At 71.5% G+C, this 18,284-nt stretch carries 15 protein-coding genes; 5 read left to right on the forward strand and 10 right to left on the reverse strand.

Going from position 1 to position 18,284, the window contains the following annotated elements:
- Positions 1-253: 253 nt before the first annotated feature.
- From BLQ73_RS02435 to BLQ73_RS02445, 3 genes are read right to left on the reverse strand one after another with little or no spacing between them, the layout of a single operon-like run.
- A complete protein-coding gene (locus BLQ73_RS02435) occupies positions 254-643 on the reverse strand; it encodes a PepSY domain-containing protein (RefSeq protein WP_093167791.1) in 390 nt (129 codons plus the stop codon).
- 57 nt (positions 644-700) lie between these two features.
- Positions 701-1,975, reverse strand: a complete 1,275-nt coding sequence (locus BLQ73_RS02440; RefSeq protein WP_093167793.1) for a sensor histidine kinase — start codon at positions 1,973-1,975, stop codon at positions 701-703.
- Positions 1,972-2,652 (reverse strand): response regulator transcription factor, encoded by a 681-nt coding sequence (locus BLQ73_RS02445; protein ID WP_093167795.1) that lies wholly within the window; start codon positions 2,650-2,652, stop codon positions 1,972-1,974. The genes BLQ73_RS02440 and BLQ73_RS02445 overlap by 4 nt, the downstream gene beginning before the upstream one ends.
- 204 nt (positions 2,653-2,856) lie before the next feature.
- Between BLQ73_RS02445 and BLQ73_RS02450 the strand changes: the two genes are divergently transcribed.
- The 3 genes from BLQ73_RS02450 to BLQ73_RS02460 all read left to right on the forward strand — a co-directional run bounded on the left by BLQ73_RS02450 (position 2,857) and on the right by BLQ73_RS02460 (position 5,286).
- Positions 2,857-3,387 carry an SRPBCC family protein gene (locus BLQ73_RS02450; RefSeq protein WP_143020087.1) on the forward strand — a complete coding sequence of 177 codons (531 nt, stop codon included), beginning with the start codon at positions 2,857-2,859 and terminating at the stop codon, positions 3,385-3,387.
- Positions 3,388-3,395: 8 nt separating this feature from the next.
- The gene (locus BLQ73_RS33780) at positions 3,396-3,647 is read left to right on the forward strand and encodes a hypothetical protein (protein WP_093167799.1); all 252 of its coding nucleotides are present in this window, start codon (positions 3,396-3,398) and stop codon (positions 3,645-3,647) included.
- Positions 3,648-4,233: 586 nt separating this feature from the next.
- Positions 4,234-5,286 carry a LacI family DNA-binding transcriptional regulator gene (locus BLQ73_RS02460; protein WP_176955226.1) on the forward strand — a complete coding sequence of 351 codons (1,053 nt, stop codon included), beginning with the start codon at positions 4,234-4,236 and terminating at the stop codon, positions 5,284-5,286.
- On the opposite strand, the gene BLQ73_RS02465 is transcribed toward BLQ73_RS02460, so the two are convergent.
- The 3 genes from BLQ73_RS02465 to BLQ73_RS02475 all read right to left on the reverse strand — a co-directional run bounded on the left by BLQ73_RS02465 (position 5,277) and on the right by BLQ73_RS02475 (position 10,995).
- The gene (locus BLQ73_RS02465; RefSeq protein WP_093167805.1) at positions 5,277-6,473 is read right to left on the reverse strand and encodes an Rv1352/Rv1906c domain-containing protein; all 1,197 of its coding nucleotides are present in this window, start codon (positions 6,471-6,473) and stop codon (positions 5,277-5,279) included. The genes BLQ73_RS02460 and BLQ73_RS02465 overlap by 10 nt on opposite strands.
- 184 nt (positions 6,474-6,657) lie before the next feature.
- Complete coding sequence (locus BLQ73_RS02470) at positions 6,658-9,705, reverse strand: SdrD B-like domain-containing protein (RefSeq protein ID WP_143020088.1); 3,048 nt, start codon at positions 9,703-9,705, stop codon at positions 6,658-6,660.
- A gap of 141 nt (positions 9,706-9,846) precedes the next feature.
- Positions 9,847-10,995, reverse strand: a complete 1,149-nt coding sequence (locus BLQ73_RS02475; RefSeq protein ID WP_093167809.1) for a Dyp-type peroxidase — start codon at positions 10,993-10,995, stop codon at positions 9,847-9,849.
- A gap of 101 nt (positions 10,996-11,096) precedes the next feature.
- Between BLQ73_RS02475 and BLQ73_RS02480 the strand changes: the two genes are divergently transcribed.
- Positions 11,097-12,359, forward strand: coding sequence for a right-handed parallel beta-helix repeat-containing protein (locus tag BLQ73_RS02480; RefSeq protein ID WP_218125583.1), 1,263 nt, complete (start codon positions 11,097-11,099; stop codon positions 12,357-12,359).
- Positions 12,356-13,258, forward strand: coding sequence for a hypothetical protein (locus BLQ73_RS32040; RefSeq protein ID WP_093167811.1), 903 nt, complete (start codon positions 12,356-12,358; stop codon positions 13,256-13,258). The genes BLQ73_RS02480 and BLQ73_RS32040 overlap by 4 nt, the downstream gene beginning before the upstream one ends.
- A gap of 29 nt (positions 13,259-13,287) precedes the next feature.
- On the opposite strand, the gene BLQ73_RS02490 is transcribed toward BLQ73_RS32040, so the two are convergent.
- From BLQ73_RS02490 to BLQ73_RS02505, 4 genes are all read right to left on the reverse strand, one after another.
- Complete coding sequence (locus tag BLQ73_RS02490) at positions 13,288-14,034, reverse strand: IclR family transcriptional regulator (protein WP_093167813.1); 747 nt, start codon at positions 14,032-14,034, stop codon at positions 13,288-13,290.
- Positions 14,035-14,257: 223 nt separating this feature from the next.
- The gene (locus BLQ73_RS02495; RefSeq protein ID WP_093167815.1) at positions 14,258-15,523 is read right to left on the reverse strand and encodes a (Fe-S)-binding protein; all 1,266 of its coding nucleotides are present in this window, start codon (positions 15,521-15,523) and stop codon (positions 14,258-14,260) included.
- Positions 15,508-16,773 carry an FAD-binding oxidoreductase gene (locus BLQ73_RS02500; RefSeq protein WP_093167817.1) on the reverse strand — a complete coding sequence of 422 codons (1,266 nt, stop codon included), beginning with the start codon at positions 16,771-16,773 and terminating at the stop codon, positions 15,508-15,510. The genes BLQ73_RS02495 and BLQ73_RS02500 overlap by 16 nt, the downstream gene beginning before the upstream one ends.
- Entirely contained in the window at positions 16,773-18,275 is a 1,503-nt protein-coding gene (locus BLQ73_RS02505) for an FAD-linked oxidase C-terminal domain-containing protein (RefSeq protein WP_093167819.1), read from the reverse strand. Before BLQ73_RS02505 ends, BLQ73_RS02500 begins: the two co-directional genes overlap by 1 nt.
- Between the last annotated feature and the right edge of the window lie 9 nt (positions 18,276-18,284).

Genomic DNA, 18,284 nt, shown 5'->3' on the forward strand with positions numbered 1-18,284 from the left:
ACTATCAAAATGCAGAGTCCCTGTGCCCTCCCCTCCGGTGAGCCGACTCGCAGGATGGCACCCGGCCCGGGGTGCCGAGAGGCCCACCGGAGAGGCGGAAGGAGACTTTCTTACCATTTGAGGTGCTGTAGCACCTCTTGAGCGTTTCCTGTTCTTCGTCGAGGACGGGGCGCGGTCCGCGACTCGGCCGAAGGGTCAGGGGACGCTCGGTTAGCGGGGGTACCGCTCCCGATATGCACCCCGACGCTGTAGATCAGTCGTCGTCCCGGTCATCGCGGTCATCGCGGTCATCGCGGTCATCGCGGTCATCGCGGTCGTCCCGGTCCTTCTCAAACTTCACGATCTTGCCGGTCTTCGCCGAGATGTAGATCTCGTAGTCCCAGTGGCCCTTCTCCAGCTCGATCTCCCACACCCGCACTCCCCGCCAGCGGTCGCGGTCCACATCGGTGACCCGGGCGCCCGGGACGCGCTTCTTGGCGATGCGGATCGCCTCGCGCTTCGTCACGTCCCACGAGGCGGCGGTGGTGCCGGACGAGGTGGCCGCCGTCGCGGCGGAGGCGCCGGAGGCGAGGGCGCCGCCGGTGAGTGCAAGAGCGGTCAGAGTCGTGGCTGCGGCGAGGCCGACCTTCGTTATGCGTCTCATGGGTCAAATGTCGCGCGGCCGATGATAGAGGCGCGCTGTGGCAATGCTAAGAGATCGTTAAGGTGTGGCCGGTCTGCCGAGAACGAGCGAGACGGTCGCCCCGCCACCGGGCGTCGCGCCAAGGGTGATGGAGCCTCCCGACGACTCGGCGGTGCGCCGCACGATGTCCATGCCGAGGCCGCTCGACCCCGCGCCGCTCTCGCCCCGGACCAGCGGGTCGACTCTTCGGAATCCGGGCCCGTGGTCGGCGACCTCGAGGAGGGCGCCCTGGTCCGCCGGCGTCAGCCGTACGGCGAAGGCCGCGCCTTCCGGCGTGTGCGCGAACACGTTGCCGAGGAGGGCGTCCACGCAGGCGGTGAGCTCGCCAGCGCTGACGGCCACATGCAGCGGGCCGGGGGCGAGGTCCACGGTGAGTTCTCGGGCCTGGTCCTCGGCCAGCACCGACCAGAACGTCACGCGTTCGCGCACCACGGCCGCCGCGTCGCACCGCTGCTTGCCGCCGGTGCGCTGCCGGGCCTCGGTGATCACGGCGGTGACGGCGCGTTCGAGGGCGTCCACCCGTGCGCTGATCTTGGCCGCCTCCTCGACGTCGCACAGCGCCTCGGCGTCCAGGCGCAGCCCGGTGAGCGGGGTACGGAGCCGGTGAGACAGGTCGGCGGCGTTCTCCCGCTCCTGCGCGAGGAGATCATTGATCCTGTCGGCGAGGCCGTTCAGCGCCACGCCGACCGCCTGCATCTCGGGCGGCCCGTCGGGCTCGGTCCTGGCCGTGAGATCTCCGGCGGCCAGCCGGTGCGACACCCGGGCGATGGCGTCCATAGGGCGGGTGAGGGCGAGCGCCAGCCGGTCGGCCACCACCACGCCGAGCCCGATCAGGATCAGCCCCAGGAACAGCAGCCCGGTCCACGCCCCGTAGACGCCTCGGCGCAGGTCGTCGTCGCTGAGGAACGCGCGGACCACGGTCGGGCGGTTCTGCGAGTCCTTCACCGCGACGAGGACCTCCCACCCGCCGGTCGTCTGCGCGGTGACGCTCCGGCCGCGCGAGGCCAACTCCACCGCGGGCGACCGGTTAGCGGGGCTGCCGATCAGAGTGCCGTCGCTGAGGAAGACCGTGACGGGATGCCCGTTGATCTGCGCGGAACGCTCGACCGTGCCGGCCAGTTCGGCGGGGGCGATCGTCCCCACCTGTACGGCGATCGCCTCCGCCTCCCCGGTCGCCTCGTGGAAGGCGCGGTTCTCCGCCACCCGGTGGACGAGGAACGCCAGCGGCACCAGCAGCGAGATCAGAACGAGGGAGGTGGTCGCCGCGACGAGGAGGGCGAGGCGGCGCCTCATGAGGGCTCGACCAATTTGACGCCCACCCCGCGGACGGTGTGCAGGTAGCGGGGCTGGTCGGCGGTCTCACCGAGTTTGCGCCGCAGCCACGACAGGTGTACGTCGACGGTCTTGTCGGCTCCGCCGTACGGCACCTGCCACACCTCCGTGAGCAGTTCCCGCTTGGTCACCACCTCGCCCACGCGGGTGGCCAGATAGTGGAGCAGGTCGAACTCGCGCGGGGTCAGTTCGAGCGCCGCGCCGTCCAGCGCCGCCGTCCGTCCGCGCGGGTCGATCCGCAGGTCGCCGACGGCGACCGTGTCGTCGGTACGGCTGTCGCCGCTGCGTCTCAGCACCGCGCGGATGCGGGCGTCGAGTTGGGCGGCGGTGAACGGTTTGACCACGTAGTCGTCGGCGCCCGCGTCGAGAACGGGCACCATTTCGGCGTCGCCGTCTCTGGCGGTCGCCACGATCACGGGGATCCGGCTCACAGCGCGCAGCATGCGGAGCATCTCCGTGCCGTCCAGGTCGGGAAGACCGAGATCGAGCACGATCAGGTCGGGGCGGTCCTGGACGGCCAGGCGCAGCCCCTCAAGGGCGGTGGGGGACGATGTGACCGCGTGGCCCCGTTCGCGGAGGCCGCGGGTGAGGGCGGTGCGGATCGTCGCGTCATCTTCAATCAGCAGGACTTCGGCCATTTGGTGTCACCGTAGACGCTGCATGACGAACCGCATAACCACGTTAGCGATGCCTTAACCACGCTTTAGCATGACTCGGGTGATAGTGAGTTTCTTCCATCTGACCTGGCAGGACTCTAGTTCACCCGCGGGGCTCGGCGCCCGGAGAGATCCCGCGATCGGAGGGGAGCGTTCGATGGTCGAGTCGTCCGTGGGGGGATTGCTGTGAAGCGAAGAATGCTTCTGGCCGGCGCCGGTTGGCTGGTGGCGGTGGTGGCCGCCACCAGCGGCGGCATCGCCGTGGTGGGCCTGGTCGGAGAGGGACTCACCGGTCAGAGCGGTATGGCCATGTCCGCCGACCAGATCCGGGCGGAGCTCGCCACGAGCACCCCGGCCGCGGCGGTTGTTCCCCCATCGGCCGCCGCGCCCTCTCCGACCGCCACGCCGGCGGCGCCGTCCGACCCCGCATCGGCGGGCTCGCCCCCGTCCACAAGCCCCGACCAGCGTGGGAACCAGCGAGCCATCAGCACCCGCGGGGGCTCCTTCGTCGCCCAGTGCGCGGGCGGCCTGGTCACGCTGCGCTCCCTGTTCCCCCACCAGGGATTCCACCTGGACGACGACCCCAGGGGCCCCGCGCGCAGCGTTCAGGTGGAGTTCGAGTCATACGATCTCGACGTCAAGGTCACCGTCGCGTGCGACGCTGACGGGCGGCCCAAGCATTCCGTGGAGCACGACCGGGAGTACGACTCCGACTGAGGTCTGCGGTGGTCGCGCTCGCCGCCTGTCTGGAGGACCACCGGGAGCTGTACAACGCCGCGCTGCACGCCAGGGTGCGGCGTCAGCGCCTGGACGGCGCGCACAAGGCGGCGAACGCGCTGGTCCGCGGCTACGACGTGATCGTCCACGAGGACCTGAAGGCAGGTTCCGTCTTTCCTCAGCCAGATCAGCTTGCTGCGGCCCCGGATGTCGGGAGGGCCGTGCGGATGGCTATTCAACGTGAACACAAGTCAACATAGTTATTCGTATGACGATCCATTGTCAACAGGCATTTGGCGGAGGTTCTGGACATGGTGACGTTGGGTATCTGGAGGCGGTCCGAGCCTCTCGCGGACCCTCGGAGGCGCGGAAACCCAAAGGGTGGACATATGGGCAGATGGGGGAGGTGGGCCGACGTATTCCAGGATTGCGTGCGGTCCGAAATGAGGACCCCGCTGCCGTCCGCTTCGCCGTACCGATTTCCTCCTCGCGTGCCAGTTCAGAGGCGGGTCAGTGCGCGTTCTCGGGAATTTCCGACCTTGGGGACGGCGACGCGGCATACTCCCCCGCTGTTTCGGGGATTCACCGACTGTCAGCATCGGCCGCGGTGAACCGCGGTCTGCGGAGTTCCCATATCTTGATTTATGGCGGATCAATACTCGCGAGGTATGATCAGGTCGGTCATGGTTAAGCGCGTGCCCTCACGCAGCAGCTTCACGATCTTGGGATGGTTTGAGAGTGAATACCCCAGCCTCTCCGCCTTGCCCCCCTCCTGGCTCCGATCGTGGGAGTTCCGATCGTGTGGGGGCCGATCACGCGGGGTCCGATCACGCGGGGTCCGATCATGTGGACTCCGGGCCCGACGCTGGAGTGGCGCGTCCGCCGTCCCGCCGCCCGACGGGCAGGGACGTCGCCGAGCTCGCGGGTGTCTCCCAGGCCACAGTGTCCCTCGTCTTCAGCGGTGCCGGCGACCGACGCGTGTCCAAGGCGACCCAGCAGCGGGTCCGCCTCGCCGCGCTGCGGCTGCGCTACCAGCCTCAGGCCGCCGCGCGCCAGCTTCGCCTCGGGCGCACCGATCTCATCCTGCTGGCGGTTCCCAACATTCGAGGGCAGTTCTTCGCCAAGATGCTCGCCGGCGCGCACGAGGCCGCCGCCAAGGAAGGGCTCACCGTCGTGGTCAGCTCCGACTGGAGCAGCGAGATGCTGACCCGCACCACGACGATGAACCAGTTCGACGGGCTGCTGCTGTGCTCGCCCCTCGATCGGCAGGTCGGGGAACCGCCCGCATTCATCCCGGCCGTCTTCGTGGACGCCGACCCGGCGCTCACGGGGGAGGGGCGGCAGGTGCTGGAGCTGGATGTGGCCGGCGGCATGCGGATGGCCCTGAAACATCTCGTGAAGCTGGGGCACAGGCGTGTGGGCCGCCTGCGCTACCGGCGGCAGGCCTATACCTTCCGCGCCAGGCAACGCGCGTTCGAGGAGGCGACCGCCCACCTCGACGTTGCGGAACGGGAGATCGCCCCCCGCGAGGGGCTGGACGCCTCGCGTGCGGCGGCGCTGGAGCTTCTGCGGCTGGACGATCCCCCGAGCGCGGTGATGTGCGACGACGACGCGGCCGCGGCCGGCGTCTATCACGCCGCGGCCGAACTCGGGCTGCGTATTCCTGACGATATCTCCGTCGTCGGGATGGACGACATCGACGCCGCCGAGCTGTTCACACCCGGGCTCACCACGGTGGACCTGAAGGGCGAGGAGATCGGCCGACTTGCCATGTCCGCGGTGGCGGCCCTGCTGCGCGGCGACGAGCCGGGCGTGTTGAAGCCCGTCAGCCCGGACCTTGTCGTGCGGTCTTCCACCGCGCGGCCCGCGCCGCGCCGGGGCGGGACCGGTCAGGAGTGAGGCCCCCGCAGGTGGGAGCCGAGGCGGCCCACGGTGTCCAGGCTTTCGTTCAGCACCTCGCGCAGCGCCGTGGCCTGGCCGCTGAGGCGTTCGATGGTGGGTATGGCGACGTCGTCGCGCGCGGTCGCGGCGAGCAGGTCCTCGTATTTGTGGGCCTGTTCGCTCAGGGCGCGGATCTGCTCGTGGGCGCGGAACGCGTGGTCGGCGCCGTGCACGCTCTCGGCGTAGCGTTCCAGGGTCGCAACCCGCCCTGTCACGGAGGAGAGCACCGCGTCGAGCGTGGTGGCGGCCGACTCGATGGCGGCCACCACTTCGGGGGTCGCGCCGGCGGCGAGGATCTCCGTCTGCGTGCGCTGCAGCGTCGACACTTGGGCGAGGGCTTTGGCGATCTCCCATTCCTGGTCGGCGAGGGTCGTCCGGGTGTCGTGGGTGTCGAGAAGTCCGGCTTGGGCGACCCGTGAGCTTCTGACGGATTCGATGGCGTGCTGGGTGCGGGCCAGAAGCTCCGCGCATTCGGCGGTGAAATCCTCGGCGAGCAGCAGATGCGGGCGATGTGTACGCGCCAGGGTGATGGCGCGGATTTCCCGCCACGCCCGGGGAGCGTATTTTCCGGCTTTCGCTATGAAAAGGGACATCCCAATCGCGGCGCCCGCGCCGCCGATAATGCTGAGTACGGCGCCGAAACCCGAGTTCAACATGATGCCGGCGGCGATGGTGAGGCTGGACACCGGGGCCAGGGAGAAGTCGGCCGCCATGCGTGCCGCCATCTCCATGCGCGTCCGCGGGGCGACGCGTTTGCCTCTGAGCTCGTCCAGCACGGCGTGCCGGTGGTCGTGCAGCAGTGCGGCGACGTGCTCAGGGGTCTCGGGGGCGACCACGAGCGCGGGGCCGGTGCCGTTCGCGGTTTTGAAGTCTTCGATGGTGCTTTCGCCCCTGCTGACCCGTGTCCACGTGCCCGGAATCGCGCTCTCGAACGCGGTGTCGTCGGATTCGATGGTGATGCGGGTGGGGGTGCGGGCACCGGGATGGCGCAGGATGGGGGCTCGGCCGCCGCCGGGATAACGGACATAGTGGCCGCCTTTGGCGGCGTCGCAGACGTATTCGCCCGGCGCTATGTCCACCCCGACGATGAAGAGTCCCCTCCCGGGGATGGAGGAGGGGTATTTCGCCTGGCCCCTTTGCCCCAAGAACTCTCCTCACGTCCCGCGGCGCCGGCCGACCGTGCAGTCGTGTAAAGGATAAGAATATCTCCATCTATCCGATATTTCCGGAGGGTGGGGTGAGTTCACGATGAGTTCACGGTCCGCCTCCGAACACGCGTACGGCCCGCGCCGCGGTGAGCGAGCGCGGGCCGTACGGCCTTGAGGCGGATCAGCCGCAGGGCTTCGGAACGGCCCCCCGGCCGATCTTGATCGTGGTCGAATCGGAGTTGTCGGCGGGATTGGCGTCGGCCACCATGCTCCCGGAGGCGTCGGTGAACGAGTCGACCGTGGCGACCAGCACATGGCTGGAGCCCGGCACGGCCGCGCACGCCACGCGCAGGGCCAGCTTGACCTTCACCGACTCACCCGGCGCGATCGGCCCCGCGACGGTGGTCCAGATCTTGCCGTCCACCGCGGTCCAGGACTTGTTGTGCTGCGGCCAGAACTTCAGCCCGTCGGGCACCGGGACGCCCACCTTGACATCGCGCACCGGCTCCGCCGAGTTGTTGCGCACGATCAGGTCGGAGCACACCCAGCGGCCCTTGCACTGGGTCACGGTGTCCTTCGGGAAGTCCACCGTCACGTCGTACGTCGGGGCGTTGGGCTTGGCACAGAGCTTCAGCACCAGCTCGGCGCTGTTGTTCATCACGTTGCTGTCGCTCAGCGGGAGACCCTCGCCGTCGTCGAAGGCGTACACCGAGACCGAGAGCGCGAGCTCCGCCCGGTTCGCGTCGGCGCACGGCACGTCCACCTTCAAGGGCAGCTCAAGCGACTGGCCGGGCTTGAGCGGGCCGTCATAGGTCGCCAGCGCGACATCGCCGGAGGCGGTCCACGCCGTGCCGGGCCGCAGCGTCGCACCGCTCGGCAGCGCCGCCGCGAGCTTGATGTGGGTCGCGTCGCCGTCGCCCCGGTTGACGACCTTCACCAGGAGGTCGGCCGGGCCGCAGTAGCACGCGGGCTGCCCCACCGCCTCGACGTTGATCGACAGGTCGGAGGTCTTGACCGGCACCTGCTGCCTGACGGTGAACCCCGCGTCGATGGTGTGGTCGTTCTCGCCCGGAGCCCCGGTCGTCACCGTGGCGTGGCCCGTCTCATCGGCGTTGGAGTCCAACCGGGAGTCCCCGCCCTGCCGCGCCGGCGACGGGGTGAGCGTGCTGGACAGCGGCCTGCCCGGCAGCGCCGAGGTGTCGGCGTTCGCGGCGTTGAAGGTGACCCCGCAGGTGCTGTGGGTGGGAACGTCGCGCAAGCCGTACCACCCGTTGAGCCCGGTGGTCGTCTTGATGGGCGCGCGGTCGGGGCACGAAAGGATGACCTGGACGCCGGGCAGACCGGGCTCGGCCGGGTCCTGGACGCCGTCGCCGTTCGCGTCGAACCAGACGCGGTCGCCGAGCTGCAGCGGCGCGGGGTCGGCCAGCATCTCCAGGTCGCCGAGGCCGTTGGCCTTGCCGAAGGTGCCGTTCTGCCCGGGCACGTTCTTGATCCAGCCGCCCGCGCCGTTGTCCTCCCACGCGGCGGGGGAGAGGAACAGGCGGTAGTAGCGCTGCGGGTCGGAGTTGTAGGCGCCGCTGATGTTGTCGAAGTAGCCGACGCCCGCGGAGATCGTGGACCCCGGGTCCAGCACCGTCGTGGCCGTCTCGACGAAACGGGGGGCGAAGCTCAGCGCGCCCTGGGCCACCTCGCCGTGCACCCCGGTGCGCTGCCCGGACGGCGCCCAGTAGTCACCGGAGTAGAACTCGACCACGTCGCCGTCCTGCGGCGGCTGCGAGCGTCCGGCGGCGTTGTTGGCGCAGCCGGCCTCTCCCTCCCAGCGCCAGGCGTCGCCGACGCGGCAGACGCGGTTGATGTCGCCGCCCGTGCCGTCGTAGGACCAGCGGATATCCCTGCTGGTGCCCGTGGTCTCCGGGGACAGCGCCCGGTGGCCGCCCTGGTCGGCGGCGCGGTCGCGGAAGCCCAGGATCATCGAGCCGTCACGGTCGAACTCGACGTCGGACAGGAGCGGGCTCGGGTAGTTCCACTCGTCGATGCCGGAGCCGTTGAAGTTGCGCGCGACGAAGAACTTCGACGGATTCCAGGTCGGCGACCACGGGTTCCACCGGTCCGACGCCGGCGTGCTGGCCCAGACCTTGCCCCGCTTGAAGTCGAGCGTGTGCGAGTAGACCTTGGTGAACTCACCGCCGCCCTCGGGGACCGACAGGACGTGGGCGGACAGGTCCGCGCGGCGCTGCGTGCTCTCGCCGGAGCAGACCCCGCCGACGTAGACCTTGCCGTCCTTCACGCCGAGGCCGTACGGACGCCAGTCCACCGCGGCCGGGCATCCGGGGTCGGGGATCGGCCACGAGCCCTTGGGACGGGCGTTCCCCTTCCCGGGGCCGTCGGCGATGTCGTAGGCGACCAGGGCGCGCGCGGCGAGGTTCACCGCGTAGAGCGTCCGGTCGTCGCCGGACACGTCGAGGTCGCCCAGGCCCTCCTTGCCCGGCACATCCCAGAAGTCCTTGTCGCGGGTCGGCTCCCCGTGCTGGGTCGTGCCGGCGTCCGGCACGGTGGCGAAGGGGACGACCGCGCCGTCCGCGCCGATGGCGTAGACGCCGCCGGGGCCGAGCGGGCCGTACGACGTGTACCGCTTGGCCAGCGCGCCCGTGAAGATCGTCTTGCTGGAGCGCTGCCAGGCGTGGCCGTACGTCGTGCCGATCGCGCCGTAGCCGGCGACCTTGGCGGGGGCCGGGGTGCGGCCGCGCTGCGCCCTCGGCCAGCTCACCATGGCCTGGTGGCCGGGGTTGGCGGCGGCGAACGCCTGGTCGGTGTGGACGGCTGTGACCAGCGGCGGGTTGGCCTGCACGTAGTCGGCGGGGTTGTGGACGCCCATCACGAGGTTCGCCGGACCGGTGGAGGTGTTCACGAAGCTCACCAGCGGCGCGAGTGCCGGGGCCACGCCTCCGGCCGGCGCCGGCTTCAGGTAGCCGAGCGATTCGGGGATGACCGCCTCGACGCGGTACTGTCCACCGCTTATCCCGCCGTTCGCCGTGCTGATCGTGGCCGTCCCGGAGGCGTCCGTCGTCGCCGTGGCCGATCTGCCCGCCGCGTCGAACGCTGTCACCGTGATGCCGGCGACCCCGAGCTCCAGGGACGCCTGGTAGGTGCCGTCGGAGTTGACGTCCCGGACGACCTTGACGTTGATCGGCCCCTCGGCGGCCGCGGCGGGTAGAGCGGTTACGCTCACAGCCGCCACGGCGAGGACCCCCACGGTCAGTGGGCCCCATCGCCCACTGTTGACCGCTTTCCTCATCTAAACCCCCATATATGAAACGCATGTGATCATGCGAACGGTGATCAACGTACCCATGGGGTTAATTCCTTAGAGTCATGAAATGTCGATGGGATTCCCGAGGAGGCCACGTCCGAGCGGTTCGTCCGCGCGCCCGTCGGGAAGCACATAGAACAGGGCCGACCCCACCGTGGTGGTGTGCGCCATCATGGCGTCGCCCGCCAGCCGCCGCTGGATCGCGACGAAGGTCTCCGGCGCCCTCTGGAACGACACGAACACCAGGCCCTGATCGCCGCGCTCCCGGTAGTTGTAGCCCCGGCGCAGCATCTGCGCGCCGCCCACCGCCAGCGGGTTCGCCCTGCGCACATGCGCCTGCGCAGGGATGACGTAGCGCCCGGTCGGAGTCTTGGCGAACAGGTCGATCTCGTCGCCCCCGAGAGGCGCGCCCGAATCCCGCCTGCGCCCCACCGCGGCCTCCTGCGCGGCCAGCGGCAGCCTGGCGAAACCCTCCACATCCATGCTGATCCGGCGAACGACCATGAACGTGCCGCCCTCGTCGGTCCACACGTGCCGCTCCGCCTCCGACGGCGGCGGCTGGACCATCCCGTCCTTGAAACCGAACAGGTTGCGCGGCGCCCCGCCGTCCGCCTCCATGCGCAGGAAGCCCGTCTGACGCCACCTGGGACGGACCACCCGCGTGCCGAGCCGCGACAGCACGGTCGCCGCGCGCTCAGTGACCCGCGGATCATCCGCGCAGAGCTGCACCACCAGGTCGCCGCCCGACCAGGCGCGCTCAAGCCGGTCCCCCTCGAACGGCGGCAGCTCCCCGAGCCCGGGCACCTCCCGCACCCCGGCGCGCGACGGCAGACCCGCCCCCACGCCCACCGTGAGCGTCAGCCCAGCGGGCGCCAGACCCGCGACCTCCGGCTCCCCCGACCCGCCCGCCGCCATCGCCGCGCCCGCCGCCACCCAGGCCGGCAGGAGCTCGCCGAGGCTCCGCCGTACGGCATCGCGGCGCAGACCCGGCAGCACGTCGAAGGCCGCCAGAGTCAGCGCCGACTGCTGCGGGGTGAACACCCCGGCCTGCAGCGCCACGGGGTTCCTCGGGCGGGGTCGCTCGGAGGAGACGGCGGGGCCGGGCTCGCGCCCCGCGCCGCACCCGGCCGCGAGCGGCGCCGCGGGGACGGCGGCGCCGAGCAGGCGCAGGACGCTGCGGCGGGACGGCTGGGCGGTGTGCTCGTTCATCGGTGTTCCTTAGCGTTGCCTTGAGGAGGGGCGACAGATGCGGGAGGGGCTCGGCGCGCGGCACGGCGCCCGGTTGCCGAGAGTGACGATATTCTTACTCTGTGTTGCGCAATGTGATCGTCGGGGCGGTCGCCGTCCTCTGCGCCCTGACGGGCGCGCTCTCCGGATGCGCCCGTCCCGGCGACGGGCATCGACCGCAGGTCCTCCGCGTGCCTCAGCAGGCCGCGACCATCCAGGAGGCGGTCGACCGGGCCCGCCCCGGCGACATGGTGCTGGTCGCCCCGGGCACCTACCACGAGACCGTGCGCATCACCCGGCCGGGCATGGTGCTCCGCGGGGCCGACCGCGACCGCGTCATCGTCGACGGGGGGTTCACCCTCGGCAACGGCATCGTCGTCACCGCGCCGGGCGTGGCGGTGGAAAACCTCACCGTTCGGCGGTTCAAGTTCAACGGAGTGCTCGTCACCGGGGCGGAGGACCGCGCCGAGGGCGGGGCGGCGAGCTACGAGCGCCTCGACGTCGACACGCATCCGCCGCTGACCGGCTTCCGCGTGTCCTACGTCACGGCCTACAACAACGCGCTCTACGGCGTCTACGCCTTCGACGCCCGGAGCGGCGTCATCGAGCACACCTACACCTCAGGGCACGCCGACGCGGGCATCTACGTCGGCCAGTGCCGCGACTGCAGCATCGTCGTGCGCTCCAACACCGCCGAGCGCAACGCCGTCGGCTATGAGGCGACCAACGTCAGCGGCCCCCTGCACGTCGTCGGCAACGTCTTCCGGCGCAACCGGGTCGGCCTCACCACCGGCTCCGACCCGCTGGAGGCCCTCGCCCCGCAGCACGGCTCCACCATCATGGGCAACGTGATCGCCGACAACAACGAGCGCGCCACCCCCGAGCAGGCCGACGGGGGGTTCGGCCTGGGGGTGGGCATCGGCGGAGGCACCGGCAACCGCGTCGAGAACAACCTGATCACCGGCAACCGCCGCGCGGGCGTCCTCGTCACCGAGCACGAGGGCTATGTGCCGACGAACAACCGGATCGTCGGCAACCACGCGACCGGCAACGGCCCGAGCGGCGCCCGCGGCTCCTACGACCTGGTCTTCGCGCCCACCGACCCGGCACGCGCCACCGGCAACTGCCTGGCCCGGCGGCCGTCCGGCTGCGCCGCCGCTCCGCGCCCGGTCCCCGTGCCGACCGTGCCCAAGGCGCCGCCCGGCATCCCCTACAGCGAGGTCGCCGCGCCGCCCCGCCGGCCCGACCTCCCCGGCGGGGCATCCGCGCCGGTGCTCCCGCCGAAGGGGGAGCCGCCCACGGTCGACGAGCGCCTCATGCGGCTTCCCGCGGACGGCAAGCGATGACCGCGCGCAGACGCGCGGCCCTCGCGGGGTGCGCGCTCGTCTGGGTGGCGGGCGGCTGGGCCGCGGGCTGCGGCGCCGGAGCGGGGGAGGGGCCACAGGTCGTGACGATGGCGCAGGCCGAGACCCTCGCCGGGGTGCGGGTGCGGGCCTACGAGGTCGGCGGCGCGCACGTCGAGGCGTCCGCGCCGTTCACCGTTCCGGGAGCCGCGTCAGGTGCCGTGCAGGGAGCCGTCGGCCCGGGAGCCGCGCCAGGGGCCGTCCCGGGAGCCGCGTTAGGAGCCGCGTCCGGAGCCGAGTCGAGAGCCGAGCCAGGAGCCGTCGGCCCGGAAGCCGCGCCGGGGGCGGTCGACTCGGGAGCGGCTGATTCCGGGGTCGGCGTTCCGGGCGCCGCCGGCACGGCGAGGGTCGACGGCGAGGTCGACTGGCGCAGCTTCACAGGCCGCGGCCGACTGTCGTTCGACCAGGCCCCCGGCGGGGCCGACATCGCCTGGACCCGGCACGGGGTCGCGCTCAAGACACCCGAGGGCTCCTGGCTCTCACGCGCCTACGACCCCGCACGGCAGCCCCTCGACCGCGTCCTCATCGCCGCGCTCGACGTCGCGGGCACCCGGCCGGACAACCCCCAGCTCCTCCAGCGCAACCAGGCCGCGCACCTGCGCGACGACACCCTGCGCGGGGTGCGCGTCGCGGTCTACCGCGGCCCCGCCGTCCGCACCGCCACCCGCACAGTCGCACCGGGCGAGCAGCGCACCCGCTACTGGGTGGACGGCACCGGGCTGCTCCACAGGTTCGAGGCCGCGCTGACCGCGCACTCCGCCCCCGCCGTGCTCGACTTCACCCGGCACGGCCGACGCGACCTCGCCCTTCCCGCCGGGGTGCGCCTCGACCCTCCCGCCTGAGCACGCCCCGCCTCAAGCCTTGACCGGGTTCACGCCTTCGGCATGAGCTCCTTGCCGAACTCCTCCGCGATGCCCCGCATGCTCTCGGCCAGATCCGCCCGGTCCAGCACATCGATACGCTCAGCCGGACCCGACACCGACATCGCGCCGATGACCCGCGCGCCGTCGCGCACCGGCACCGCCATGCAGTGCACCCCGATCTCCTCCTCGCCGAGGTCCAACGCGTACCCCCGCCCTCGCACGGCCGTGAGCTCGGCCAGGACAGCAGGCAGGTCGGTGAGGGTGTTGGCCGTACGGCGCGGCATGCCGGTCCGCCCCACCAGCGCTGTGACCTCGGCGTCGGTGCGGTCCGCGAGCAGCACCTTGCCCACGGCGGTGCAATGCGGCAGTACCCTGCGGCCCACCTCGGCGAACATGCGCAGCCGCCGCGGCGAAGGCACCTGAGCGACGTAGACCACGAAATCCCCCTCAAGCACCGCGAAGTTCGCTGTCTCTCCGGACATCTCCACCATGCGCGCGAGGTACGGCTGCGCCCACACCGCGACCATGCGCTCCGCCGTACCGCCAAGCCGCACCAGCGCGCTGCCCAACGCGTAACGCTTGTCGGACTCCTGCCGTACATATCCGCGTGCGAGCAGCGTGCGCAGCAGGCGGTGGATCGTGCCGTACGGCAGGCCCGTGCGGGCCGCGATCTCCGAAAGCCCGGCCTCACCCCCGTGCGCGGCAAGCGCCTCCAGCACATCCAGCGCCCGGTCGACCGCCTGGACCGTGCTCATGGTCGCGCCTGTTTGATTGCGACGCTTCGCGTCGCGGCGAGGGGGCTCTTGACCCGGTGTCTTCCCTCGTCACTCCGGTCGCTTCGCTCCCTGCGTTCCTCAGTCCAGACACCGGCGCCCCCTCGCGTTCCCGGGGTGGCCGAGGACCTGGAGGTTGGCCCATCAAGCTGGCGGCGTGTCGCGGCGAGGGGGCTGTTGACCTGGTGAGGGGTTGGGGCGGGCATCAGGGGGCTCCGGCGGTGAGGGAGGTAGGGGAAAGGGCACGCAGGGAGGCGTCGAGCACTTGGACGGTGTGGGCGAGGGGGAGCCCGGCGTGGCCTTGGCGGCGTAGGGCGGCGGTGATCTGCATGGTGCAACCGGGGTTGGCGGAGACGAGGAGGTCGGGCTGGGTGGTCAGGACGTGGGCGGCTTTGCGCGCACCCAGGTCGGCGGCGGCTTCGGGCTGGAAAAGGTTATACGTTCCGGCGGAGCCGCAGCAGATCTCAGGTTCGGGGACCTCTTTGAGCGTGAGGCCGGGGATGGAGCGCAGCAGTTCGCGGGGCTCGCCGCGGATGCCTTGGGCGTGGGCGAGGTGGCAGGCGTCGTGGTAGGCGACGGCGAGGGGGAGCGGGTGGCGCCGGGCACGCGGGCCGAGCCGTACGAGGAACTCGGTGACGTCGAGGACCCGCAGTGCGGTCGCCCGCTCCGCCCACGCGGGCTCGTCGGCGAGCACGTCGGCGTATTCCTTCATGGTGGAGCCGCACCCGGCGGCGTTGACGACGATGGTGTCCACCCCGGCACGTTCGAAGGCGGCGACGGTGCGTTTGGCGAAGCGCCGGGCCTCTTGGTCGCGCCCGGCGTGCAGGGACAGCGCGCCGCAGCAGCCCTGGCCGCGCGGGATGACCACGTCGCACCCCTCCAGGGCGAGCACGCGGGCGGTCGCCGCGTTGACCTCGGGGAAGAACTCGCCTTGCACGCATCCGGCGAGCAGACCCACGGTGGCCCGGTGGGGGCCGACTGCGCGCACGAGGGACGGCAGCCGGGGTCGGCGCGCGGGCACGGGCGGCGCGAGTTCGGCCATGGCGGCGAGCGAGGGGTTGAGCGCGCGAAGCATGGGTGCGGCGCGTTCCCGGAGTGGGGCGGCGAGGCGCAGGGGGAGCCGCAGGGCACGCAGTCTGCGCGGGTAGGGGAACAGGCCGAACACCAGGGCGCGTATTCCGCGTTGGGCGACCGTGCGGGGGTGGGCGCGTTCGACCTCGGCGCGGGTCTGCTCGATGAGCCGGTCGTACTGTACGCCGGAGGGGCACGCGGTCACGCACGCCATGCAGCCGAGGCAGGCGTCGAAGTGTTCCACCATGGCGGGGGACAGCGGCTCGCCCTCGACGTGCTGGCCCATCAGGTGGATACGTCCACGCGGGGAGTCCATCTCCTCACCCCACAGCACATATGTCGGGCATGTGGGCAGGCAGAAGCCGCAGTGGACGCAGTCGTTGATCAGTTCGCGGTCCATGAGAGTCCTCCGACGAAGCGGCCCGGCGACAGGCGGTGATCCGGGTCGAACCTCTCCTTGACCCGCCGCATGAGTGCCAGCGCCCCCGTGGCCCCGAAGCGGTCGACGCGGCGCGCGATCTCCTCGGGCGCGGTGACGACGACGACCCGGCCGGCGGGTTCGACAACGCTGCGCAGCGAGGTGACGAACGCCGCGCCCGCCGCCTCGCCGGGCGCGAAGTCCCCATCGGTCCGCAGCGCGACGCGCAGCGTCGCCACGGGGGCGGCCCATCCTCGGACGGCGGCTTCGACGCCGGTGAGACGCATCGTGCCCTCGACCGCCAGCATGGCGTCGTAGAGGTCGTCGGGGCGCACCCGCACCTCGACCACGAACTCGTCGCCCGGCATGCGGCCCCACCCGCTCGGCGGCTCCTCGCCGACGTGCGCCTCCCGCCCCAGCAGGCGCCGTACGGCATGAGCCCGCTCGACCGCCCCCACCCCCTCGATCATGCAGGTGAGCGTGAACGCCTCGCGCGGGTCGGGCCAGTCGACCTCGACCGCGCAGACCTCCTCCGGAGCCGCCGTGATCCGCTGGAGCAGCGCGCCGAGGTCGTCGCGCACGAGGTGCGACGAGGTGACGAAAACCCGCTCGGAGGCGATCGGGTGGAGCCGGAACGCGGCCTCCGCGATGATCCCCAGCGTGCCGTACGAACCGGTGAACAGTTTGCCGAGGTCGTAGCCCGCGACGTTCTTCACCACCTTGCCGCCCGACTTGGCGATGGTGCCGTCGGCCAGCACCACGGTGACGCCGATGAGCAGGTCGCGGGCTGTGCCGTAGCGGAGGGCGCGCGGGCCGGCGGTGGCGGTGGCGAGGGTGCCGCCGACGGTGGCGCCGTCCAGCGGGACGTCGAGGGCGAGCTCCTGGTGTGCGGCGGCGAGCGCGGCGGCCAGCTTGTCCATGGTGGTTCCGGCTTCGACGCGCACGACCAGGTCTCCGGCCTCGTGTTCGAGCACCCTGTCCATGCCGCGCGTGTCGACGACCAGGTCGCATCGGGTGGGCGGGTGCCCCCAGCGGGCCTTGGTGCGCCCGCCCAGCGGCACCACCGCGAGGCCCAGCGAGGCGGCGGCGCGCATGACGACCGCGGTCTCGCGCACGTCGGACGGCATGGCGACCCAGCGCGGCGCGACACCGGCGACGCCGTCACCGTCACCGGCCTTCCTGACGGGCACCCCGGTCGCCCGCAGAATGTCATCGGGGGAGGTCGCCGACATCAGAACTGTTCCGCCTTCCCTGACTCCACCAGCGGATGGACGCCTTTGCGCACCCCTGGGACCTCGCCGCACAGGCGCGGCGTGGGGAACACCTTGCCGGGATTGGACAGCCCGCGCGGGTCGAACGCGCAGCGGACCAGGTGCATGGTGTCGAGGTCCTGCTCGGTGAACATCTTCGGCATGTGCTTCGCCTTGTCCACCCCGACGCCGTGCTCGCCGGTGATCGATCCGCCGTGCTCCACGCACAGGTCGAGGATCCTGCCCGACACGATCTCGGCCCGTTCGCCCGCGCCCGGTTCGGCGTCGTCGAACAGCACCAGCGGGTGCAGGTTGCCGTCGCCGGCGTGGAAGACGTTGGCGACGCGGATGCCGTATTCCGCCGACAGCTCCTCGATGCGGGCCAGCACCTCGGGCAGCGCGGTGCGGGGCACGACGCCGTCCTGCACGATGTACGCGGGGCTGATGCGCCCCACCGCCGCGAACGCCGACTTGCGCCCTTTCCAGATCGCGGCCCGCTCGGCGGGCCCGTCGGCCGTACGCACCTCGAACGCCCCCGCCTCCCGGCAGATCTCCGTCACCAGGTCGAAATGCCCGGCCACCTCGGCCCGCGGCCCGTCGAGCTCCACGATCAGTACGGCACCGGCCCCCTCGGGGTAGGCGCACGCGACAGCGGCCTCGGCCGCCTCGATCGCCAGCGCGTCCATCATCTCGATCGCCGCGGGCACTATGCCCGAGCCGATGATCGACGACACGGCCCGTCCTCCGTTCTCCACGCGGTCGAACGCGGCGAGCATGGTGATGACCGTCTCGGGCGCTCGCGTCAGCCGTACCGTGATCTTGGTCGTGATCCCCAGCGTGCCCTCGGAGCCGACGAACGCCCCGAGCAGGTCGTAGCCGGGGTCGAGCGTGGACAGCTCCACGATCTCACCGTCGGGCGTGACGATCTCCAAGGCCAGCACGTGGTTGACGGTGAAACCGTATTTCAGGCAGTGCGCGCCGCCGGAGTTCTCGGCGACGTTGCCGCCGATCGAGCAGACCTGCTGGCTTGAGGGGTCGGGCGCGTAGTAGAAGCCGTGGCCGCGCACGGCCTCGGTGACGGCGAGGTTCGTGACCCCCGGCTCGACGACGGCGAGCCGGTTGGGCAGGTCGATCGACAGGATGCGGCGCATGCGCGAGGTCACGATCAGCACCCCGTCGGTGCGGGGCAGCGCGCCGCCGGACAGTCCGGTGCCCGCCCCGCGCGCCACGAACGGCACCCCGGCCCGCGCGCATTCCCGGACGACGGTCGCCACCTGCTCGGCCGTCTCCGGGAGCACGACCAGGCCCGGGGTCGCCCGGTGATAGGTGAGGCCGTCGCACTCGTAGGTGCGCAGGCGTACCGGATCGGTGATCACCCACGGCTCTCCCAGCGGTCCGCGCAGGCGGGCCGCCAGGTGGGAGAGCGTGTCGCCGGGCCTTGTGGGCTCTGGTGGCGGTGTAGGCGACGTTGGCGGCTTAGGCACTGTTGTCAC

Origin of the sequence: Sinosporangium album (assembly GCF_900100605.1) — a bacterium.
GTDB lineage: Bacteria > Actinomycetota > Actinomycetes > Streptosporangiales > Streptosporangiaceae > Sinosporangium > Sinosporangium album.